Source organism: Ketobacter sp. MCCC 1A13808 (assembly GCF_009746715.1).
Lineage (GTDB): Bacteria > Pseudomonadota > Gammaproteobacteria > Pseudomonadales > Ketobacteraceae > Ketobacter.
The window spans coordinates 737,321-754,761 of sequence record NZ_VRKW01000001.1 but is presented as its reverse complement, the minus strand read 5'-3'; the positions used below and the strand labels follow the sequence as shown (position 1 = coordinate 754,761).

Sequence of the window (17,441 nt, the reverse complement as noted above, 5' to 3'; positions counted from 1 at the left end):
TGTTTTTGTGAATTCGGTCTAAGGAATAGTCGGTATAGTATAAACCAGCCTAGAGCCGACAATTGATTCGAGATCTTTTCTGCTCTTTATAGTGACATTTTTTCGAGCCTGCATTTTGGTGCTCATCCAGGAAGCTAAAAGAGCAACATAAACAATGAAGATGTAATAAGCTGTTTTATTCGGGTAAATTGAGCGTTTGGGTGGAGTTGCTTGGGACACGAGGTCTAACCTCCCTGCCTTGCCTGATTTTTCCAGGGCGAGTGCTACTCGTGCGTGGTATATTTTCCTTCTTAGTTCGTCCAATTCCGTGCGTGCAATATGTTGGTCTAACGCAAGCCCGTTATATTGTTTCTCTATTGAATTGTCAGCATTGCGGAGGATGCTGCTTATTTCGGCAATGTCTTTCTTGGCTTCGTTTAAAAGCAGCTTTCTTCTGGTTATTTCAGAGACAAGCTTGTCTTTTTTATTGGTTATTCGTTTATAGTAAATTGACTGCTTCAGAATAGATGCGTTTTGTATGGTATTTCCGGATGCCAATTGATGATCAAGTTCTCGTATGTTTTCCTTCAGATTCACAATATCGGGATGATCGGTTTTAAAGTTTTCATTAAGCATGGTTAATTGGGTTTTGTAATCACTTAATAATTTTTGTAAATACGCGGTTACCTGATCCGCATTGGCGTCTGATGGGAACAAGTCGAGTTGCTGATTGGTTTGGCTGAGAATGCTTTCTTCTAGCTCAATCGTATTGCTTAAATAATTGGCACGAGATCTTAACTTCAGCAGTTTGTTGCGGTTTGCCAGATTTTGCTTTGGCAGGATATCAAAGTTAGTCTGTTCTAAGGTGGAAATCTGTGTTTCCAGCTCTTTTATCTTCGATTTATAGAACGTCTCTTGTGACAATACAAAATTCAGCGCGCTTTGAGCTTCGCTAACTCTTGAATTCTGGTTTTCAAGGATCATGTCAACGCCCAGGGCATTAATTATGGCTACAGTGAGTTCTGGATCAGGGCCATCCACTCCAATGACGAACCCCGTGGTTTTGTAAATGGCCGTTCCCCAGGCCTGATAACCTACGATTTCTTCGTAGAATTTAAAGGATAGCTTATCTAGGAGGTTGTCCGTTAAGCGGTCAATTTTTTCTTCTGTAAGTGAATCTGGAGAATGAGACTTTAGCTCATGTTCCACGACATAGTATTTGATTTGCTCGGGTGCCGTTAGTTTGGTGAAAAGTATCTTAACCCTTTCCTCTATTGATCCCTCTACCGTGGTGTTGAGCAATGGTTCAGGGATTTCGTCTTGCGTGAACATTATTTTGACCAAGGATCTGTAAGTTGGCGGAATAATGTTTACCGTCACCAAGCCAATGCAAAGTACGGAGAAAAAGGTAAAGGAAAACCGTTTCCAATTCGGAATTCGATCCATAAGTTGCAAGATGACTTTCATATAATTCATATAGCTAGCCATTATTTTTTGTTTCTATCTTTTTGGTTTCAATTGATTGGTTAGCCGGCGGTGGGGACAGACCCGAAAAGCTGTTCAATCAGGCTGCTCAATTGCCTAGTCTGATTGATATACGGCACCACTTTCCCTGAATATTGCTACTGAACGTAGTAATATTCAGGGAAAGTGGTGCCAATAGATCCAGGGAAAATGCTAGGCTCATTTTGCATTTACGGCTCCTTTAAAGTCAAGGTAACGAAGGTGAACTTGTTTATGCAATTGTTACTATAGACCTGAATTGCCCCGATATTTAGGGAAAGTATGTTGGTTGATCTGAGCGATTCAGCTATTTGGCCCAAAAAGTTGTAAAGGCTGCTTACGCATTGTTACTTGATTGGGATAGTTTGTGGTCTTAGTGTCACACTCTTTCTATTGCGCTAAAATGGACTGAAGAGAATAATACGACATCCTTAGTCAGGTCACCCAGCCTAAGTGAATTCACGTGTCCAACCCTGAAGGATTTTAGATCGATGAATGAAGCAAGTAGTTTGAAGGATATTGGAAACCTGTGGGATGCGATTAAGCGGAGAAAAATAGCCTTCATCGTTACTTTTGCCATCACACTGGTGGTGGGTGTCGCCATAGTACTGTCTATGCCTTACATATACCGATCGGAGTCCACGGTGTTGATCGAGCGGCAAATATCCGCTGACTTGGTGTCGACAACCATTACCGGAAATATCCAGGAGCGGATCCAGGTTTTACAGCAAAAAGCCTACTCCCAGCAAAATTTGATCAAACTGGCCCGTAAGGTCGGCATGCTGAAATCCCAGCCAGAGCCAGCGCCTAAAGCGGACCCGGAGTCTGTGGATTCGACCTTGGCAGAAGAATTGAGTAACAGTGATTTGACTGTTGAAGATATTGAGAGTTCAGGGCTCGGAGATCTGACCACCACAAGCCCTGATGTCGTCGAAGCTGAACTGACTGAAGATGAGTTGGAGGTTCTCGATACTATTTTTGAAAATTTGTATGTTGATTTGATGGACGTTTCGGTCACTGAGAGTAAGAGTGGGCGTAGTAGCAACGTGGTGGTTTCATTTGTCGTGGCTTACGAGTCGACTGACCCGAAATTGGCCGCAACGATGTCCAGCGAATTAACTCAGTTATTGTTGCTTGAAAATAAAAGTGCCCGGTCCGAGAAAACGGTGCAGGTAACTACTTTCCTTAACCAAGTGCAGGCGCGGCTGAAAGACGAAATTCAGGGAGTGGAAAACGAAATTGCACAACTTCGTGAGCAAGATTTTGAGTTCCTGCCTGAGCAGTTGGATGATGCCAGGAAAGAAGTGGGTAGTAAGCGTGAAGAGTTGATCAATATCAACGGCGAAATTAGCTTTTTGGAATCAAGAGAAGGCCAATTGAAGGCGCGATTGAAAGGCACCCGGAAGCACGTTATTTCTGATAACACCGATTCCGCAGCTATGCAGGATCCAGTGGTTCGTCTCCAGCAGGCCAAGCTGGATTTACAGATTGCATTGCAGTCATACACTAAAAATCATCCGGATGTGATTCAGCAGCAAAAGTTAATTCAGGATTTGGAGAATGAGATAGAAGCTGGTACTTATGCGGGACAAAGTGATTTGGTGGTGGCAACCAACCCCGAATACATTTCGATTTCTGAGGAGTTGAATCAGGTGATTTCTCAGCTGGAAAGCACGAAAGCAAGAAAAGCACAATTCCAAAGTACGATAGATGAGTTGGGCAAAAAGTTCAGCGCCAATCCCGCAGTGGAATTAAGATATAATCAGTTGATGCGTGATCTGGAGAGAGCGCAGAAAGAGTATTCAAACATTAAAAGTAGATTGTACGAAGCGCAATTAGCGCAAAGTATGGAGCAGGAGCAAAAAGGCGAGAGATTTACTTTGCTTGCTGGAGCAAATTTGCCGCGGGAACCCGTTAGACCAAATCGAATAGCGTTGTTTATGCTCTCGTTTATTTTTGCAGCTGTCGTCGCCGGTGGTCGTGTTTTCATGTCTGAGGCGATGGATAATACGGTACGTAGTGCAAGAGATATGCTGGCTATTACCGGGGCGAAGCCAATTGGCATCATCCCTGTTATTGATTAACTCGTCTGGTTATGTCGCTTCTGCAATATATTAATGCCCCCGCCATTGGCGCAATGCTGTTCACCTAAGAGGAGCAGCATTGCGATTCACCGGATAGGGGCGTTGATGCCGCCATCACAATGAGCTGCGCCGATATAATCGCAAACCGGCTTAAAGCGGATATCCGCTGGAGACCGATCAAAGCTTACCTCTGTCATCGACGCTTCTCGGCGAATCGTAGCACAAGAGTAGCCCCCACAACGCCTGATAAACTGACTCAACCTGCTTGCTTCGTAGCGTGATGGCATTTTTCTGCATGGAATTTTTAATATCGCGAAAGCCGGGCTAAATTCCGCACCGTTGCTGGTAGAGGCGTGACACCGCTTTTGTGGAGTCCTAAATGGGCTCGAAGCTCATCCGTATCTTGTGTCCGAAATAATGCGCCATTAACGGCCATGACCCTTAAGCCACTCCATATATCATCTGGATAACGCTCATGCTCCCATTGGCTGCCGGTTTGGCAAAACTAATGCGCAACGGGTTCGGGCGCTGGCAACGCCGCTGCGAGCAAGCAAGCTGTCCGATGCCGACCCTTGGGCGCAGATGTTGAGCCGCCGCGCCGCCTCATGAACGGGCTCATCGCGAAACAGGTCCATACCTAACACTAACCAACGTACCTGGTCTGTGGGCAATCGACGTCACCGAATGGTTGCTGAACTGGAAAGTCGTAAGGCTGATTCCGCCTACCCGATAGGGATATTTTGAGTAAAAGAGCTGAGATTGGAAAAATTGAATAGTTCGGTTAGATCAAGTAAATCATTCTGACAAGACATAAAAAAATCCGATACCACATATGATATCGGATTTTCTCAAACCCTGCTGTCAACTGACATTCTTAAGTAAACAGCATTGCGCCATTGGCGGTTTTTGACTTTTCAGTTTTCACGGTTAGTTAACTTTTGCAGCTAATGAGCTTGGTGGGTTAGGCGCTGAACCAAAGTAATATGGTGCAATTTCACCGATACTACTATTGTGGTCGCCCACCATAAGCTCATCAAAGTAAACTGTTCTGGGCTTAGTTGAGCGGGTCGATGTTTTGTTAGACATACATTGCTTGTAAGTCTTTCCAGATGCATCCATACAATGCCATGAGTACTTGTAAATATTCAGTGCCACTTTATGCTGATCTGTTTCCGTATTTGTACCGTTATGAGTGAAAACAGGTTTGGAGCTGCCGTTAAGGTACATTTTGATAAAGCCGTTGCAGTTATTTGTGCCTTTTTTACACATACGGAAATTGAAGACAACATCCTGCCATTTATTTTTTACCGTAGGCCAAAAGTAGGCTTTAGATTTGCCTGGGCTGCTATAACTGTTTCTGAATTCAGCCCTGAACTTGCCCTCGAATTCTTCGATATTGATAGCGTTGGCGCTGTTTCTACGGCCCGATGACCCGTTCGAGTTCTTTTCTTTGTATAGCTGGAATATGCTGTCTCTGTTGTGAGCATGGTCACTTACCCAGCTGCTATCCACTTTGAAAGAGAAAGCGACCCAATATTCTTTGCCTTCTTCGATCTTCATGCTTTCGTAAATACTTATAGCCTGACGCGGCTTTTGGTGAATGCCGTTATTGAGGGAGCTATAGTTGCAGTTATACCTGATTGTTTGGGCATTAGCGTATTTGCCGTATCGTACGTCGTTAGTTACCAAACGGTTGTCGTTGTCTTTATTGTAGGCATTAACGCTGTTTGAGCAGTTAGGCCCGAAAGCACCATAATAAAAACTATTGTTGCGGTCTTTTCCACCTGTCTTTATATATCCAGTCTCAAAATCCCCGCGATATAAAATATCGGAATAGGCTAGGGGCGAAGCTAGTACCAGGCTCGCTGTAAGTGCTTTACACACATTTTTTAATGTGCTTCTGCGCACTCCTAAAGTAAATCTGCTCATTGAAAAATCTCCTTACTAAATCGCTTTTTGCTGAGCCAAGTGCTCGCTGGGTTAACGAATTCATTATAGTCCAAGCCATAGCCAGAAATAATCAAGGCAGGGCATTGATCCGCTGATATGTGATACAGACCTCACGCAATATCGAATTCTGAGATGTGGGTTGCACATATTCCATGGAAACTGACACATACGAAAACTTGTGCAGTTATTTGATGGTCTTATTATAGGGGGGTGAGGGGGTACTAGTGTGAGGTATGTCTCATTTTTGCGAGCTTTGGTGTGATCTTCTATGTCATTTTGATTGGGCTTTTCTCAAACGGCCCGTACGGGCTGTTTCGTCTTGATCTGGCTAGTTTTCGGTTGTAATCTTGCGGCTCTTTGTCGATTCTGCTTCTACTGTCTTATTACTGGGCCATTTCCATTGGGCCACTGTCGTGGTGGGCAGGATTTGGGCTAGAGTTATAGTTTGTGCCGCGAGTCCATAGGGCGATCTGGTTCCCGGACAGTTTGGGGGGCTGGCCTTGGGGTCTGCAGCCAATTCAGTCCAGGTTCTGAATCGACGGACATTTGGTGGGATGTGGTTGAAGGTATTAAGGTCCAATGAACAAATACATCGAAATGTTTGAAGCAGCGAAAAAAGACCCAGCTAAAGCATATAAAGTCGTTAAACTGAATGTGCTCGGTTTGTTTGGGGGGCGTGATTACCAGAAATTCATGGTTTTGACGAAGTCTCGGACCGGGTCGAACCTATTGCTCTCTTATCTGAATTCTCATCCGAACGTATATTGTGAAGGCGAGAAATTCTGGAAATTGAGTGGCAGAAACTACAAGACTATCCTGCAGTCCGCTTACCGTAAGCAGCCAGCTTATATCAAGGCCAAAGGCTTCAAAATTTTTTATTATCATCCGTTGGATCAGGAAACATGTGATGTGTGGGGCGATCTTGCCCGCATGGAGGACATTCGCGTGATCCACTTACAACGCCGTAATGTGTTGAAAAGCCATGTATCCCACAAAATTGCGGTCGCTAATGACCAGTGGATGTCCACCCATCAGGGCAGGGGGGCGACGGAAAAAAAGAAAGTTTATATATCAGTCGAAGAGCTTAGAGATGTTTTCGAAAAGACGGAATCAAGGGTTGAGACAGCGAACACGACATTTAAGAACCATAAGACCATGACTGTGTTTTATGAGGATTTTGTGCGTGATCCGGAAGTTTACCAGCAGATCCTGGATTTTCTAGGTATGGATAGATTACCTCCCCGCACCGTGTTAAAGCGCCAAAACCCGGAAAAGTTACCAGATTTAGTAGAGAACTATTCGGAACTCAAGGCCGCTTATAAAGATACCCGATGGGCTTCTATGTTTACTGATTAAGGGGAAGGAGAGTTGGCGTCGCTCAAACCCTTGTCATAACGGTACGAGGTCACAAAGCAAACTGTCATGACCAGTAAGCTTCCAGCCAAGCAAACCAGAACAAAATAGTGCAACATCTCCTCGATGCTGAGAGCGTATAGGGAGCCCAGAAAGAAGACTAACGACCTTGAACTCAGGTGAAATACTTGCACATATAGCCAAATATTTTGTTTTCTAAGCACCTCAACGACGACCGAGCTGGGTATGGTAAGCCAAAGAGAGAAAAGCCAGGGAATTAGTATTTCGCTGTAGACGCCCGCTGTTCTCCACTTTTCCCCGAGCAACAGGGTTATAAACTCCTCACCGAACAAATAAAGTGCGCCAAAAGGTACCAGGCCGACTACAAAACAGAACGCCAGAAATTGAATGTACGACTTCGTAAGTCTTTTACCGTTGTTTTTTTGCTCGGCCAAGCGTTGATGGTATACCTTCCTGGCAGTATTGGAACAGACCGTAACGGGGGCTTGCAGCAGGCGGATAGCGATCGCATAGAAACCCACGATTTCAGGCGCGTACAGTGCTCCGAATATCAACATGGGCAGCTCGGACGCAAGTCGGTTGATAAAGCTTGCAGGCGCATTAAATATGGGAAAATCCTTATACTCCCGCAGGGTCTTTTTGAGGGATCGTGCGTTAAAGCTCCTAAATGCAGTTTTCAGTGTGCTTAAACTTAAAGAAGCCAGAATTCCGATCTTGAAAAGTGCACCAATAAATAGGCCGCTAATTAGCGGCCAAACGGCCGACCCTAGAAAATAACCCAGTGCCAGCCTGGTTGAACCGAGTGATATTGGGTCTACCATATTGGCCATAGCCAGATTTTTGAAGTGTTTGTAGCGTACGGTCCACATCTCGAGAATCACTCCGGATCCGACTATTAGCGCCATTACGGGTACTAGATACAGCCAGGCTCCGAGCTTATCCTGATAAGGAAGGAAGCTATGCATTGAGTTTGTGACCAAGATCAACGTGGTGCATATAAGTACGGTTAACATGCAAAATAACGCGGCGTTCAACAGCGAATTTGCTTCATCCTGGGTTTTGCTTATCACAATCGCTCGCTCATAGGTGAGCGGGGCAAGGTTGCCTATGAGTGCGGCAATGGACAGGAACAGTGCTGCTACACCGAAGTCGGCAGGGTCGTATAAGCGGCTGATAATCGGTGCTATGGCCAAAGAAAACAGTGAGCCCGCTGCGCCTCCGCTTATCATGAGCATAATGTTTTTAATAAAGGGGCTGCTGCGCATACGTGGCCTTGTGAATATGGCTTGGAATCAGGGCATACTTGGGACCAGTCGATCGCATGGTCGTGGTGGAAGCCCGGAATTTCAAATTGATACCGATAATGCAGTGCGCGCTATCGGTTGGTATAATTTGCGGGGTCATTGTAGTCGACTCTACCTGAATCAAAAACTGTTTCATTGATAATGGCTTGTAAGTTTTAATTCAGAATTTGCTTGGTTCGCGGGCCTGTATATAACAGTGTTAACTTCTGTATAGACTTCGATGCTGTTAGGTGGATAAAGCTGTCTAATATTGTCGCCTCGGCTTATTATAGGTCACCGTATAAGCGTCGAGACTTAGTGGTTTAGGAGCGAATTAGTGAATATGCCGATGGCATAACGGGTGAAGGTACAAACAGTGCCCCGATGTTGTTGTGTTCCTTACCAGTATTGTTATCTTGGTATAAATTTTGCCTTTCTCGCTGAGGCTGGCTTGAAGTTTTGCCCGATCAATGCCCTGATTGCACATGGTGGGGTTCGCCTGCGCTGAGGGGGCTTGAAATTATTTCATAAATAGTGATCAAAGCTACACTATATAGTTGTAGGTAGCAGGCCAAATATAAGCACCTTACGTTATAATGAACTGAGTTAGTTGTCTGCCGTAAAGTGGTGACCCTTGGTAGATAGTATGTTAACCAAGGCGTATATTTATTCCGGAACATTTGAGCATGGGGGCTAATACCGATAATGAAGTGTTGCATTTTCAGGAAGTTATCTTCCTTTGGAAGGTTTGAATAATATGGATCGTATTACGAGGGCAATTAAACAGGCGAACAAAACCCGCGAAGTTGTTCAGGAAGACAAGCGAATTGTATCTGGTCTGGGTTCTGCTTTTGACAACAGAATTGAAGTTCCGAAGCCGCTGCTGGAGTCGAACAAGATTATTGCGGGTATGCTGACCAACCCGGTGTCGGAGTCGTACCGCTTACTGCGCACTAAAATTCTTCGTGTGATGTCCCAGAATAAATGGCGGGTGATTGGCGTAACAGGACCGTCATCCTCCTCCGGTAAAACGTTGACAGCCACTAATTTGGCTGTTGCTATTGCGATGACGCCGAACCATTCTGCGCTATTGATTGATGCGGATATGCGGAAAGTTGCACTCAGCCGAATGTTCGGAATCGACCCGGATTACGGTCTGGGTGAGTTTTTATCCTGGAAGGCTTCTCTGGAAGAGGTAGTTGTCTGTCCCGGGATTGACGATTTAGGTGTGATTGTTAACACGCACCCCCTGCAGGGCTCCTCCGATTTGTTAATGGGGGATGCATTGCGGATTCTCATTGACCAGGTTAGGCAGAATGACGATAACCTGGTAGCCATTTTTGATTTGCCCCCCGTATTCGTGGGAGATGATGCGGTCGCTCTGTCCGCAAACCTGGATGCGGTATTGGTGGTTGTGGATTCCGGTCATACTACCCGCGAACAGCTGGAATCCTGTATGGACTTGTTGAAAGATGTAAATATTGCCGGCTATGTGCTTAATAATGCTCCAGATAGCGATCGGAAAGCTCAGCAGGAGTGGGGGTATTAGTATTCATAGCTCGCTTGGTTCAAGTAGTTGCTGGTAATGACTTCATTAGTTCAACAGCCTTTGTGTGACATAACAGTGAATTGGAAAACTTATGTATTGTGAGTTTTATGGGCTCGAAGAGATGCCCTTCAATCTAGTGCCTGACCCTGACTATCTTTTTATGAGTAGTCAGTACCAGCAGGCGTTGAGTGTACTTGAGTACGGCCTGACTAAAGACGGCTTCGCTATCATCACCGGCGATGTTGGAACAGGTAAAACGACGCTTGTTCGGAAGCTGCTGGATCGGGATGATTCCAAGTACACCGTGGGGCTGCTAAACCATACTGTGGTTTACGAACGATCTGAATTACTGAAGTGGATTTTGTTTAGCTTCGGAATTATTCCTGAGGGAGTTGAGGGGCAGGTTCAGCTTTATGGTGAACTGACTAAGTTCTTAATTAGCGAATATAAAGAAGGCCGGCAGTGCATCATGATTATAGATGAAGCGCAAAAGCTGGACTTTGAGTTTCTTGAACAAGTTCGCATGATCTCGAATATCAATTTTGGCAAGCACCAGTTAATCCAGTTTATTCTGGTGGGGCAACCGGAGTTGCGGGATTTGTTGCGCAAACCTGAGCTGCGCCAGTTCGCTCAGCGTATTGCAGTTGATTACCACCTCAGTAACCTTAGCCAGCAGGATACTTATCTTTATATAATGCACCGTATTTCCAAGGCAGGTGGTGATCCTACGCTGTTCGATGATGAATCAAAGTATTTGATTTGGAAACACAGCGGTGGCTTACCCCGTATTATTAATGTTTTGTGTGATACAGCTCTGATTTACGGATATGCGTTCTTGTCTGCCAAGATCAATGCTGAAATTGTGATGCTTGTTATCAACGACAAGAAACAGGGGCTGACGCCAATTAGCAATGGAAACGGGACATTGTCGCTGGAAGATGCTTCCAAAAAGTTGGAATAAATCGCTATAACCAATAATATGCGACTTAGCGCCCCTTAACATGGATGTTCTGCAGTGTGATGCAGCAATGTTTCAAGCTTATAGTGCTGAATCCCTGGTGTATCTGGTGTCATAGACGTTCAATAGAATCAGCTGCAACAAGATTCTCGATATCGGGTGGAAGAAGCTCCTGTCCTAAAGGTCAGCCATTGTAAGGCCTACTCAGTTGTTAAAACTTAAAATACACTTTTTAGTACCGATTATTTATTTGTATTCCAATATAGTCTATTCACTCGCTAAGGGCTGTTAGAACCTCCATGACTGACGCAAAGACACATTTGTTAAGGCGATTATTAATCATCTTAGATATTTGCCTTATGGCGCTCATTTTTGTTTCGCTGACGCGGATACATATTCGTTTGTTCGGTGATGAGTCCGGTATGTACGCCAACATGCCGTTGCTCGCTGTAATACTTCCGGCATTGGCGTTATCCATGAATGCCTGCGGTTTATATGATCGCTTCAGGCCTGAAAAGCTCTCCCGCTTTGCCTTTTCCACCTTCAAGGCATTGATGATTGCTTTGTTTGTTACATTGCTTTTTTCGTTTGTGCTGAAAATTGATTATTTGAGCCGAGAATTAATCAGTAGCTATTTCGTGGTGCTGTTTTTGGTGCTTATCGTCAACCGATGGTTTTTAGTTTGGTGGTATTTCAATAAAAAGGTTGAGAAAGAAGCCAATTATCTAAAGGTTTTAATTATCGGGACGGGTGAGCGTGCGCACCGGTTGACCAAAGAGCTGAAATCTAATTTGGAATGGGGCGTTTCCATAGTCGGTTACCTCGATACAGACGAGGCTATGGTAGGCAAGCACGTTGGCGAGGTTGAGGTGTTGGGCACGGTAGATAAGATTTCGGCCATCCTGAGAACGCATATCGTTGAAGAAGTCATACTCGCCTTGCCGCGTAGCATGATGAATGATGTTGCGATGATTGCGACCGCCTGTGAAGAAGAGGGGGTACAGTTTCTGGTGATGGGGGATCTGTATGATCTCAACGCATCCAGAATCTCACTCACCTCTTTGGGCTCAATCCCGGTGCTTCGGTTTGAACCGGTGGCGCACGACACCGGAAAATTGGTAACTAAACGCCTTTTTGATATTGTGCTTACCGTGTTGGCCATGCCGATAATTGCACCCGTGATGGCCTTTATTGCTATCGCTATCAAGTTGGACGATGGCGGGCCGGTCTTTTTTATCCAGGAGCGGGTGGGTTTCCATAAACGTCGCTTCCCGATGGTGAAGTTTCGCACAATGTGTATCGATGCGGAGCAGAAATTGAAAGAACTGGAGCATTTGAACGAAGCGGACGGGCCGATTTTTAAAATGAAGCGCGATCCCAGGGTGACCCGGGTGGGCGCCTTTCTCCGTAAAACAAGTCTGGATGAAATTCCTCAGCTGTTGAACGTCCTGCGGGGCCACATGAGTTTGATAGGTCCGCGGCCGATGTCGATGCGGGATGTGGATTTATTTGATCGGGGTATCCAGCGTAAAAGGTTTAGTGTGAAGCCGGGTCTAACCTGTATCTGGCAGATTTCCGGTCGTAGTGATCTGCCGTTCGAGAAGTGGCTGGAACTGGATCTGGAGTATATTGATAATTGGTCACTCTGGTTGGATATTAAGATACTCGTGTTGACGGTGCCTGCGGTTCTGAAAGGCAGTGGTGCCGTTTAGTCCATGCTTATATGCCTGGTTACAGAACGGACCATTCGCCGGTCATAGCAGCATAGGCACATAACAAACCATTGGTGATTGCGTGGGCTAAAATGGCATCTCCGACATGGCGAGTCCGGATTCTGACCAAGGCATAAACGACGCCAGCCACTGTTCCTGCTATCCACGCGCCATGTAATGCTCCAAACGCGAGTGAAGAGATGACAACTGAGCTGACCACGATGAGTCGGTTGCCGTGCGCCGAAACGTCACCCCGCGTGGTCACATCAGCTCGTGCGAGTTTGCACAGCAGGTAGGCTCTGAAAGCCAGTTCCTCGGCAATGGGTACGGTCACTGCAGATCCGATAAAACGGAATGCTAGCCAGGCTAGTGCCCAATACCCGGGCAGGTCGACCAAACCGGACATGAACGCCGTGTTAGCTTCCGGGTTAGTTCCCAGTAAGAGAATCCATAACACGCAAACAAGCACGCCGGCGAACGGCGCCTCCCAGCTTAGCCGGTAAGGGCGCAGGTGCAGAAGCGGCCATACTTTGCTAATGGCTATCGCGACCACTACCACCCGTATCGGGTACAGGACATCGAAGCCACTAATGAACGCGGTGCTGAGCAGCGTGGTAGCCAGAAGAGCGACCAGGGGAAGCAGGGTTGCAATAGGTAAATTAAGGGAAGCGGGCACAGGTTCTACCCGGATGCCCAGCTCGACAGGCTTTCTGAGCAGTCCGCTGTGATCCGCTAACCAGAGGACCCCCAGGGAGGTGATGATGAACGTGATCCAGCCAGCCTGGGAGTGGAAGCCGCCGACGGCCACTTCCGGTGACCACGTGTGGCCGATAATGACTAAAGCCGTAATGCGTACGCTGTTGAGTAGCCAGATCGCAATAGCGCCGACTGGGAGTAACAATAATGCCCTGGGGAAGCGTAAGTCGTTGCGGTTGAGATACAGGTACAGCAACGTAAAAGCCAAAATCAACCCGATCCCTTCGTAGCCAGAGCACTCCGGCGCAATCTGCACGGTAAAATCGCCCAGGCCCAGCAGTTTATTCGTGCTGTCCATGTATATCAGGGAATTGTCGAAGAACCCCAGCAAAAAATGCGAAATAATAAATGTGCCTTCAACAAGATTGATAACGGAAAGGAAGCGCCACATTTCCTGGCTTAAAAGCGCTAATGCCCAAACAATGCCGGTGGTAACAGCCGTCAGGGCGAGGGCTTTTTGTTCTGCCGCGAGTACGGTACGCAGATGATTCCAGTTGGTCACGCAGCTCACCCAGCAGGCAGCGGTTGCAACAACGAAGGCCAACCAGGCTAAATAAAGAAAAGCAGGAGTATCGTCGGCAAGTTCGGGTTTGCTGAAGATGCGGGTTGAACAATACAGTAAGCCAAGATAACAAAGTAACTGCAGAGTCAGGGCGATAAAAAACCGGGGTCTGGAAAACTGTGCCAGTAGTTGATGCCAAATCAGATTGAGGCGGGACTTACAGATGTACAAAAGTATGAAAACCGCGACTACCAGTATCTTCGCCAGGCTTCCGAAATAACCAAAATACGATTGCCAAATGGAGAGGTTACTGTTTCTTAGTAGCAGCCCAGCGTCAAATCGCAAAGAGACGAAGAGCAGTTCCAGCGCCAAGATTCCAATGGCAGAGAGAACTAAAATACCATCCAGTTTAGATCGGTGCCACATGGTTAAAGATGCTTCTCTAGTCAGTGTGAAATAAATGAAAAAGGCCTCTGAGTGTGGACTCAGAGGCCTTTTTTGTCACCTTTTTGGCCGTTATTTCTGTTTACGGCGACGCTCACGGGCGATTGATACGATACCACCAGCTAAAGCGAGGGCTAAGCCTGCGCCCGCAGCATCCATTTCCGGAACCGTGTTGCAGCGCTCTTTTTTCTTGCTATGGTGATTTTTTTTACTTTTAATGATCTTCGCAATCTTCTTGTGCTTTTTCTCTTTGGCTTGCTCTATCTTCTGAAAAATTTGCTTCAGGTCGGGCTTGTCATAGCCGCCGGCATGACCCCAGGTAGCATACGAAGGTGATGCCATAACCATCATCGAAAGGGCGAAAGCGCCAGCAGTAGTTATTTTTTTCATGTGTAATCTCCTGATGATCTTAGTGTTAGCTTGGTGCTGTATTTATTGGGTAACGGTGATGCCGATCGCAGTGTCATTGTCAGTAAGCGTATCGGGAGAATGTGACCCAGTTGACTGGTTAAAAAGCAATCAGGATGCCAATATTGAAAACGGCCTAAAGATCAGGAGGTTGAGCCAATTCTGCGTTTTTACTGAATCGGTTTGTGTAAAGAATTTCGACTAAAATATGATCAAATAAGATCTAGCCAGATCAGTTAGGCACGATTTCCAAGAAGCTATGGAGCAGGCTGTCCGGAGCGGATAACCTTGAAAGGAATAACAGTCAGGCTCAAGGGGGCAAAGCTACCCTCCTTGAGCAGAACAGGGTGTCGTATTGTGAAGTGGCTGCTATCGAAGCCCGCCATCCACCTCGACAACCCGGCCTGTAAAATAATCGTTTTCGAAGATAAAGGTAGCTGCTTTAGCGATGTTTTCAGCTTCACCCAGGCGCTTCAACGGTACGGCACCGATCAGGCGGTCACGGGCTTCCGGTTTCATGGATGCGATCATGTCGGTATTGATGGTACCGGGTGCAATGGCGCCGGTGCGGATATTGTAGCGGGATAATTCTTTTGCCCAGACTTCGGTCATGGCCACGACGCCTGCTTTGGCAGCAGAATAGTTGGTCTGTCCAAAACTGCCGTGACGAGCCAAGCTGGAGATGTTGACGATAACGCCTTCATCCACGCCCAGCTCTATCATTTTGGCGGCTGCTTCTCTTGCGCACAGGAACACGCCGGTCAGGTTCACGTCGATTACCATCTGCCATTGCTGGGCAGACATTTTAGTAATGGTGCCGTCTTTGGCTTTGATTAGCAGGCCGTCACGGGTGATACCTGCGTTGTTCACGACACCGCTCAGGGTACCGAACTCCGTCACCACATCATTAAACAGTTTTTCAACTTCCGCTTCTTGAGCGACATTGACTTTGAAGCCTTTGGCTTTCACGCCAAGCTCTTCACAGAGCGCAACGGTTTGAGCGATATCGTCTTCATTCAAGTCGACTATGGCGACATTGGCCCCTTTGCCGGCGAATGTCATCGCCATTCCGCGACCTAGCCCGCGGCCGGCCCCTGTGATTACCACGACTTTATCTTTCAATTCCATAACAGCATGTTCCTCTATTCATGTAGGCTCGACTTGTGAGTCGCGATTATTCCTGTTTTAACGCCGGATTTCCAGGGGCGAAAGGGACAGCTGCGCGTGTGGTCAGGACGTCTGTATCAGAAGGGGGTGCCGAGAAAAAGACGGATCACGCCGCCGATCGGGTTATGCTGATAACCAATGCCGATACGTTGAAAGTCGCTAACCCAGAGATCTATGGGTTCTTTGGTAAAGAGTGAGGCGCCGATCTCGAACACCAGGTCATTCTCAAAATTATTTTTCCACCGCTGATAATAGTCCAGGCCGTTGTAGCTCCAGAAAAGAGAACCATAGACGGTGGGTACGAGCTTTCTCCCCATAAACGGGATGTAGGCACCGACTTTGAAATCATACCCGGTAAGCAGTTTGACATAGCTGTCTTTCACGTGGCTATCTTCGGTTTCATAGCCCACGTAAATCAGTTTGTTGACCCACACGTGATCTGCGTATTTGCTCGCCATTGAATAGCGGCTTTGAACGCCTGTCGAAAACACTCGGGCAGATTCGTGGGTAGACAGGTTTTTGGCCCAGCCAATGTCCAGGTAGGGGGTCAGTTCCCATTGGTCGGTGATGTTAAACACCTTTTCTATACCCGGAATCACCGCGATGGTGCCGACATCATCCGGTAGCTGTAAGTCGTCGATCTGATCCCGCCCATATTCATAAAATCCGAGCGAGGTGGTTATTCTCAGGCGGTAATCCGAGTGTCCCGGGATTTCATAGCTCAAGGGGATGTTGAGCACAAACACCGAATTGTCAGTACCGTTATAAAGTCCGTTACCTAAATAAGATGCGAACACGTAGTTAGCAGGCTCATCCTCTATTGCATGAACACAGGTAGTACAGGCCATCAACAGCACAACCAAAAGAAAGGCGAGTGGTCGGGTGAACAGGGTTGTGACGGTATTGATACAGCGTTTATTCATGAGGTAATTCAGTTGGTATATTCGGAAAGCCAGCCAATATTACCACCAGACATGCTCAAGAACATGGCTGATCTATTATATTTCCGGATATTATTCGCCGTTTAAGGCTGCCCTAAAACCGCCTTTTCTGGTGAGGGCCTGGCTGAACCGGATCAAAAAGGGAACTTGGAAACCCAGGTTTTGTCTCCATATAAAGATATTGCAGCCCAAGTTGACGGCTGCTAAAAGCCATACATACAAATTTAGGAACCATAATGGGATTCGGGCGCGTCTTTCTGTTTATTTTCATATTTGCCTTGCTGGAAGCCATGGTGCTCGGTCAAGTGGCACAGGCCGTCGGATGGGGCGTGACAATCCTGCTTACCGTGTTGACGGCGATGTTAGGGTCGGCGCTGTTTCGCTGGCAGGGCCTGCAAACCTGGGTGAGGCTGAATAAGCGAATCCAGCGAGGTGAAATGCCGGGTAATGAGATGGTTGAAGGTGTGATGCTGCTATTGGGTGGGGCATTGCTGATAACTCCCGGTTTTATAACGGACGGCATCGGGTTTCTGCTGCTGCTGCCCCACACCCGCCGGGGTATGGCGTCTTATGTGATTAAGAAGGGCATGCTGAATTCCGTGGGCACAATGGGCAGTGCGGCCGGTGCATCCGGCGTCTGGATACATCGCGGGGGGGCAACTGGTCCATTTTCAGCATCCGCTTATGGTCAGCAATATCGTCGAGCTCGGCCTGAGGCTAGTGCCGATTCAGACAATCCGCAGGTCTATGAAGACGGAAAAGGTCACCTGATTATTGAAGGTGAGGCGGAAAAGAAAGACAAGACCTGACGCTGGTAATGACCCCCATGCG

General features: G+C 46.9%; 13 protein-coding genes and 1 pseudogene. 6 read left to right on the top strand and 8 right to left on the bottom strand.

Annotated features, from left to right (window positions below; genetic code table 11):
- Positions 1–18: 18 nt before the first annotated feature.
- Complete coding sequence (locus tag FT643_RS03230) at positions 19–1,455, bottom strand: GumC domain-containing protein (RefSeq protein ID WP_156869221.1); 1,437 nt, start codon at positions 1,453–1,455, stop codon at positions 19–21.
- Positions 1,456–1,973: 518 nt separating this feature from the next.
- On the opposite strand from FT643_RS03230, the gene FT643_RS03225 reads away from it, so the two are divergent.
- The gene (locus FT643_RS03225) at positions 1,974–3,566 is read left to right on the top strand and encodes a GumC family protein (RefSeq protein WP_156869220.1); all 1,593 of its coding nucleotides are present in this window, start codon (positions 1,974–1,976) and stop codon (positions 3,564–3,566) included.
- Between the two features lie 91 nt (positions 3,567–3,657).
- Here FT643_RS03225 and FT643_RS23280 read toward each other — a convergent pair.
- Positions 3,658–4,378: pseudogene (locus FT643_RS23280) on the bottom strand (transposase domain-containing protein); the annotation flags it as partial.
- A gap of 115 nt (positions 4,379–4,493) precedes the next feature.
- A complete protein-coding gene (locus tag FT643_RS03215; protein ID WP_156869218.1) occupies positions 4,494–5,495 on the bottom strand; it encodes a heparin lyase I family protein in 1,002 nt (333 codons plus the stop codon).
- A 600-nt stretch (positions 5,496–6,095) separates the two neighbouring features.
- On the opposite strand from FT643_RS03215, the gene FT643_RS03210 reads away from it, so the two are divergent.
- Positions 6,096–6,872, top strand: a complete 777-nt coding sequence (locus FT643_RS03210) for a hypothetical protein (protein ID WP_156869217.1) — start codon at positions 6,096–6,098, stop codon at positions 6,870–6,872.
- Here FT643_RS03210 and FT643_RS03205 read toward each other — a convergent pair.
- The gene (locus tag FT643_RS03205) at positions 6,869–8,155 is read right to left on the bottom strand and encodes an oligosaccharide flippase family protein (protein WP_156869216.1); all 1,287 of its coding nucleotides are present in this window, start codon (positions 8,153–8,155) and stop codon (positions 6,869–6,871) included. The genes FT643_RS03210 and FT643_RS03205 overlap by 4 nt on opposite strands.
- 775 nt (positions 8,156–8,930) lie before the next feature.
- Between FT643_RS03205 and FT643_RS03200 the strand changes: the two genes are divergently transcribed.
- The 3 genes from FT643_RS03200 (at position 8,931) to FT643_RS03190 (ending at position 12,392) form a co-directional block, all read left to right on the top strand.
- Positions 8,931–9,722, top strand: a complete 792-nt coding sequence (locus FT643_RS03200; RefSeq protein WP_156869215.1) for a CpsD/CapB family tyrosine-protein kinase — start codon at positions 8,931–8,933, stop codon at positions 9,720–9,722.
- Between the two features lie 91 nt (positions 9,723–9,813).
- Positions 9,814–10,683: an ExeA family protein gene (locus FT643_RS03195; RefSeq protein WP_156869214.1), complete on the top strand. Its 870-nt coding sequence runs from the start codon at positions 9,814–9,816 to the stop codon at positions 10,681–10,683.
- Between the two features lie 296 nt (positions 10,684–10,979).
- The gene (locus tag FT643_RS03190) at positions 10,980–12,392 is read left to right on the top strand and encodes a sugar transferase (RefSeq protein WP_156869213.1); all 1,413 of its coding nucleotides are present in this window, start codon (positions 10,980–10,982) and stop codon (positions 12,390–12,392) included.
- A gap of 19 nt (positions 12,393–12,411) precedes the next feature.
- Here the strand turns inward: FT643_RS03190 and xrtE are convergent, their stop codons facing one another.
- The 4 genes from xrtE to FT643_RS03170 all read right to left on the bottom strand — a co-directional run bounded on the left by xrtE (position 12,412) and on the right by FT643_RS03170 (position 16,592).
- On the bottom strand, positions 12,412–14,076 hold the full coding sequence (gene xrtE / locus FT643_RS03185; protein ID WP_156869212.1) for an exosortase E/protease, VPEID-CTERM system: 1,665 nt from the start codon (positions 14,074–14,076) through the stop codon (positions 12,412–12,414).
- Positions 14,077–14,166: 90 nt separating this feature from the next.
- A complete protein-coding gene (locus tag FT643_RS03180) occupies positions 14,167–14,484 on the bottom strand; it encodes a hypothetical protein (protein WP_156869211.1) in 318 nt (105 codons plus the stop codon).
- A gap of 387 nt (positions 14,485–14,871) precedes the next feature.
- Complete coding sequence (locus FT643_RS03175) at positions 14,872–15,630, bottom strand: SDR family oxidoreductase (RefSeq protein WP_156869210.1); 759 nt, start codon at positions 15,628–15,630, stop codon at positions 14,872–14,874.
- Positions 15,631–15,746: 116 nt separating this feature from the next.
- A complete protein-coding gene (locus FT643_RS03170; RefSeq protein WP_156869209.1) occupies positions 15,747–16,592 on the bottom strand; it encodes a hypothetical protein in 846 nt (281 codons plus the stop codon).
- Positions 16,593–16,846: 254 nt separating this feature from the next.
- On the opposite strand from FT643_RS03170, the gene FT643_RS03165 reads away from it, so the two are divergent.
- Positions 16,847–17,419, top strand: coding sequence for an FxsA family protein (locus tag FT643_RS03165; RefSeq protein WP_156869208.1), 573 nt, complete (start codon positions 16,847–16,849; stop codon positions 17,417–17,419).
- The last annotated feature ends 22 nt before the right edge of the window (positions 17,420–17,441 follow it).

Excerpts from the sequence above, each read along its gene's own strand:
- FT643_RS03225 (WP_156869220.1), top strand. The coding sequence starts at position 1,974 with ATGAATGAAGCAAGTAGTTTGAAGGATATTGGAAACCTGTGGGATGCG.
- FT643_RS03180 (WP_156869211.1), bottom strand. The coding sequence starts at position 14,484 with ATGAAAAAAATAACTACTGCTGGCGCTTTCGCCCTTTCGATGATGGTT.
- FT643_RS03190 (WP_156869213.1), top strand. The coding sequence starts at position 10,980 with ATGACTGACGCAAAGACACATTTGTTAAGGCGATTATTAATCATCTTA.
- FT643_RS03215 (WP_156869218.1), bottom strand. The coding sequence starts at position 5,495 with ATGAGCAGATTTACTTTAGGAGTGCGCAGAAGCACATTAAAAAATGTG.
- FT643_RS03200 (WP_156869215.1), top strand. The coding sequence starts at position 8,931 with ATGGATCGTATTACGAGGGCAATTAAACAGGCGAACAAAACCCGCGAA.
- FT643_RS03230 (WP_156869221.1), bottom strand. The coding sequence starts at position 1,455 with ATGAATTATATGAAAGTCATCTTGCAACTTATGGATCGAATTCCGAAT.
- xrtE (WP_156869212.1), bottom strand. The coding sequence starts at position 14,076 with ATGTGGCACCGATCTAAACTGGATGGTATTTTAGTTCTCTCTGCCATT.
- FT643_RS03205 (WP_156869216.1), bottom strand. The coding sequence starts at position 8,155 with ATGCGCAGCAGCCCCTTTATTAAAAACATTATGCTCATGATAAGCGGA.
- FT643_RS03170 (WP_156869209.1), bottom strand. The coding sequence starts at position 16,592 with ATGAATAAACGCTGTATCAATACCGTCACAACCCTGTTCACCCGACCA.
- FT643_RS03210 (WP_156869217.1), top strand. The coding sequence starts at position 6,096 with ATGAACAAATACATCGAAATGTTTGAAGCAGCGAAAAAAGACCCAGCT.
- FT643_RS03175 (WP_156869210.1), bottom strand. The coding sequence starts at position 15,630 with ATGGAATTGAAAGATAAAGTCGTGGTAATCACAGGGGCCGGCCGCGGG.
- FT643_RS03165 (WP_156869208.1), top strand. The coding sequence starts at position 16,847 with ATGGGATTCGGGCGCGTCTTTCTGTTTATTTTCATATTTGCCTTGCTG.
- FT643_RS03195 (WP_156869214.1), top strand. The coding sequence starts at position 9,814 with ATGTATTGTGAGTTTTATGGGCTCGAAGAGATGCCCTTCAATCTAGTG.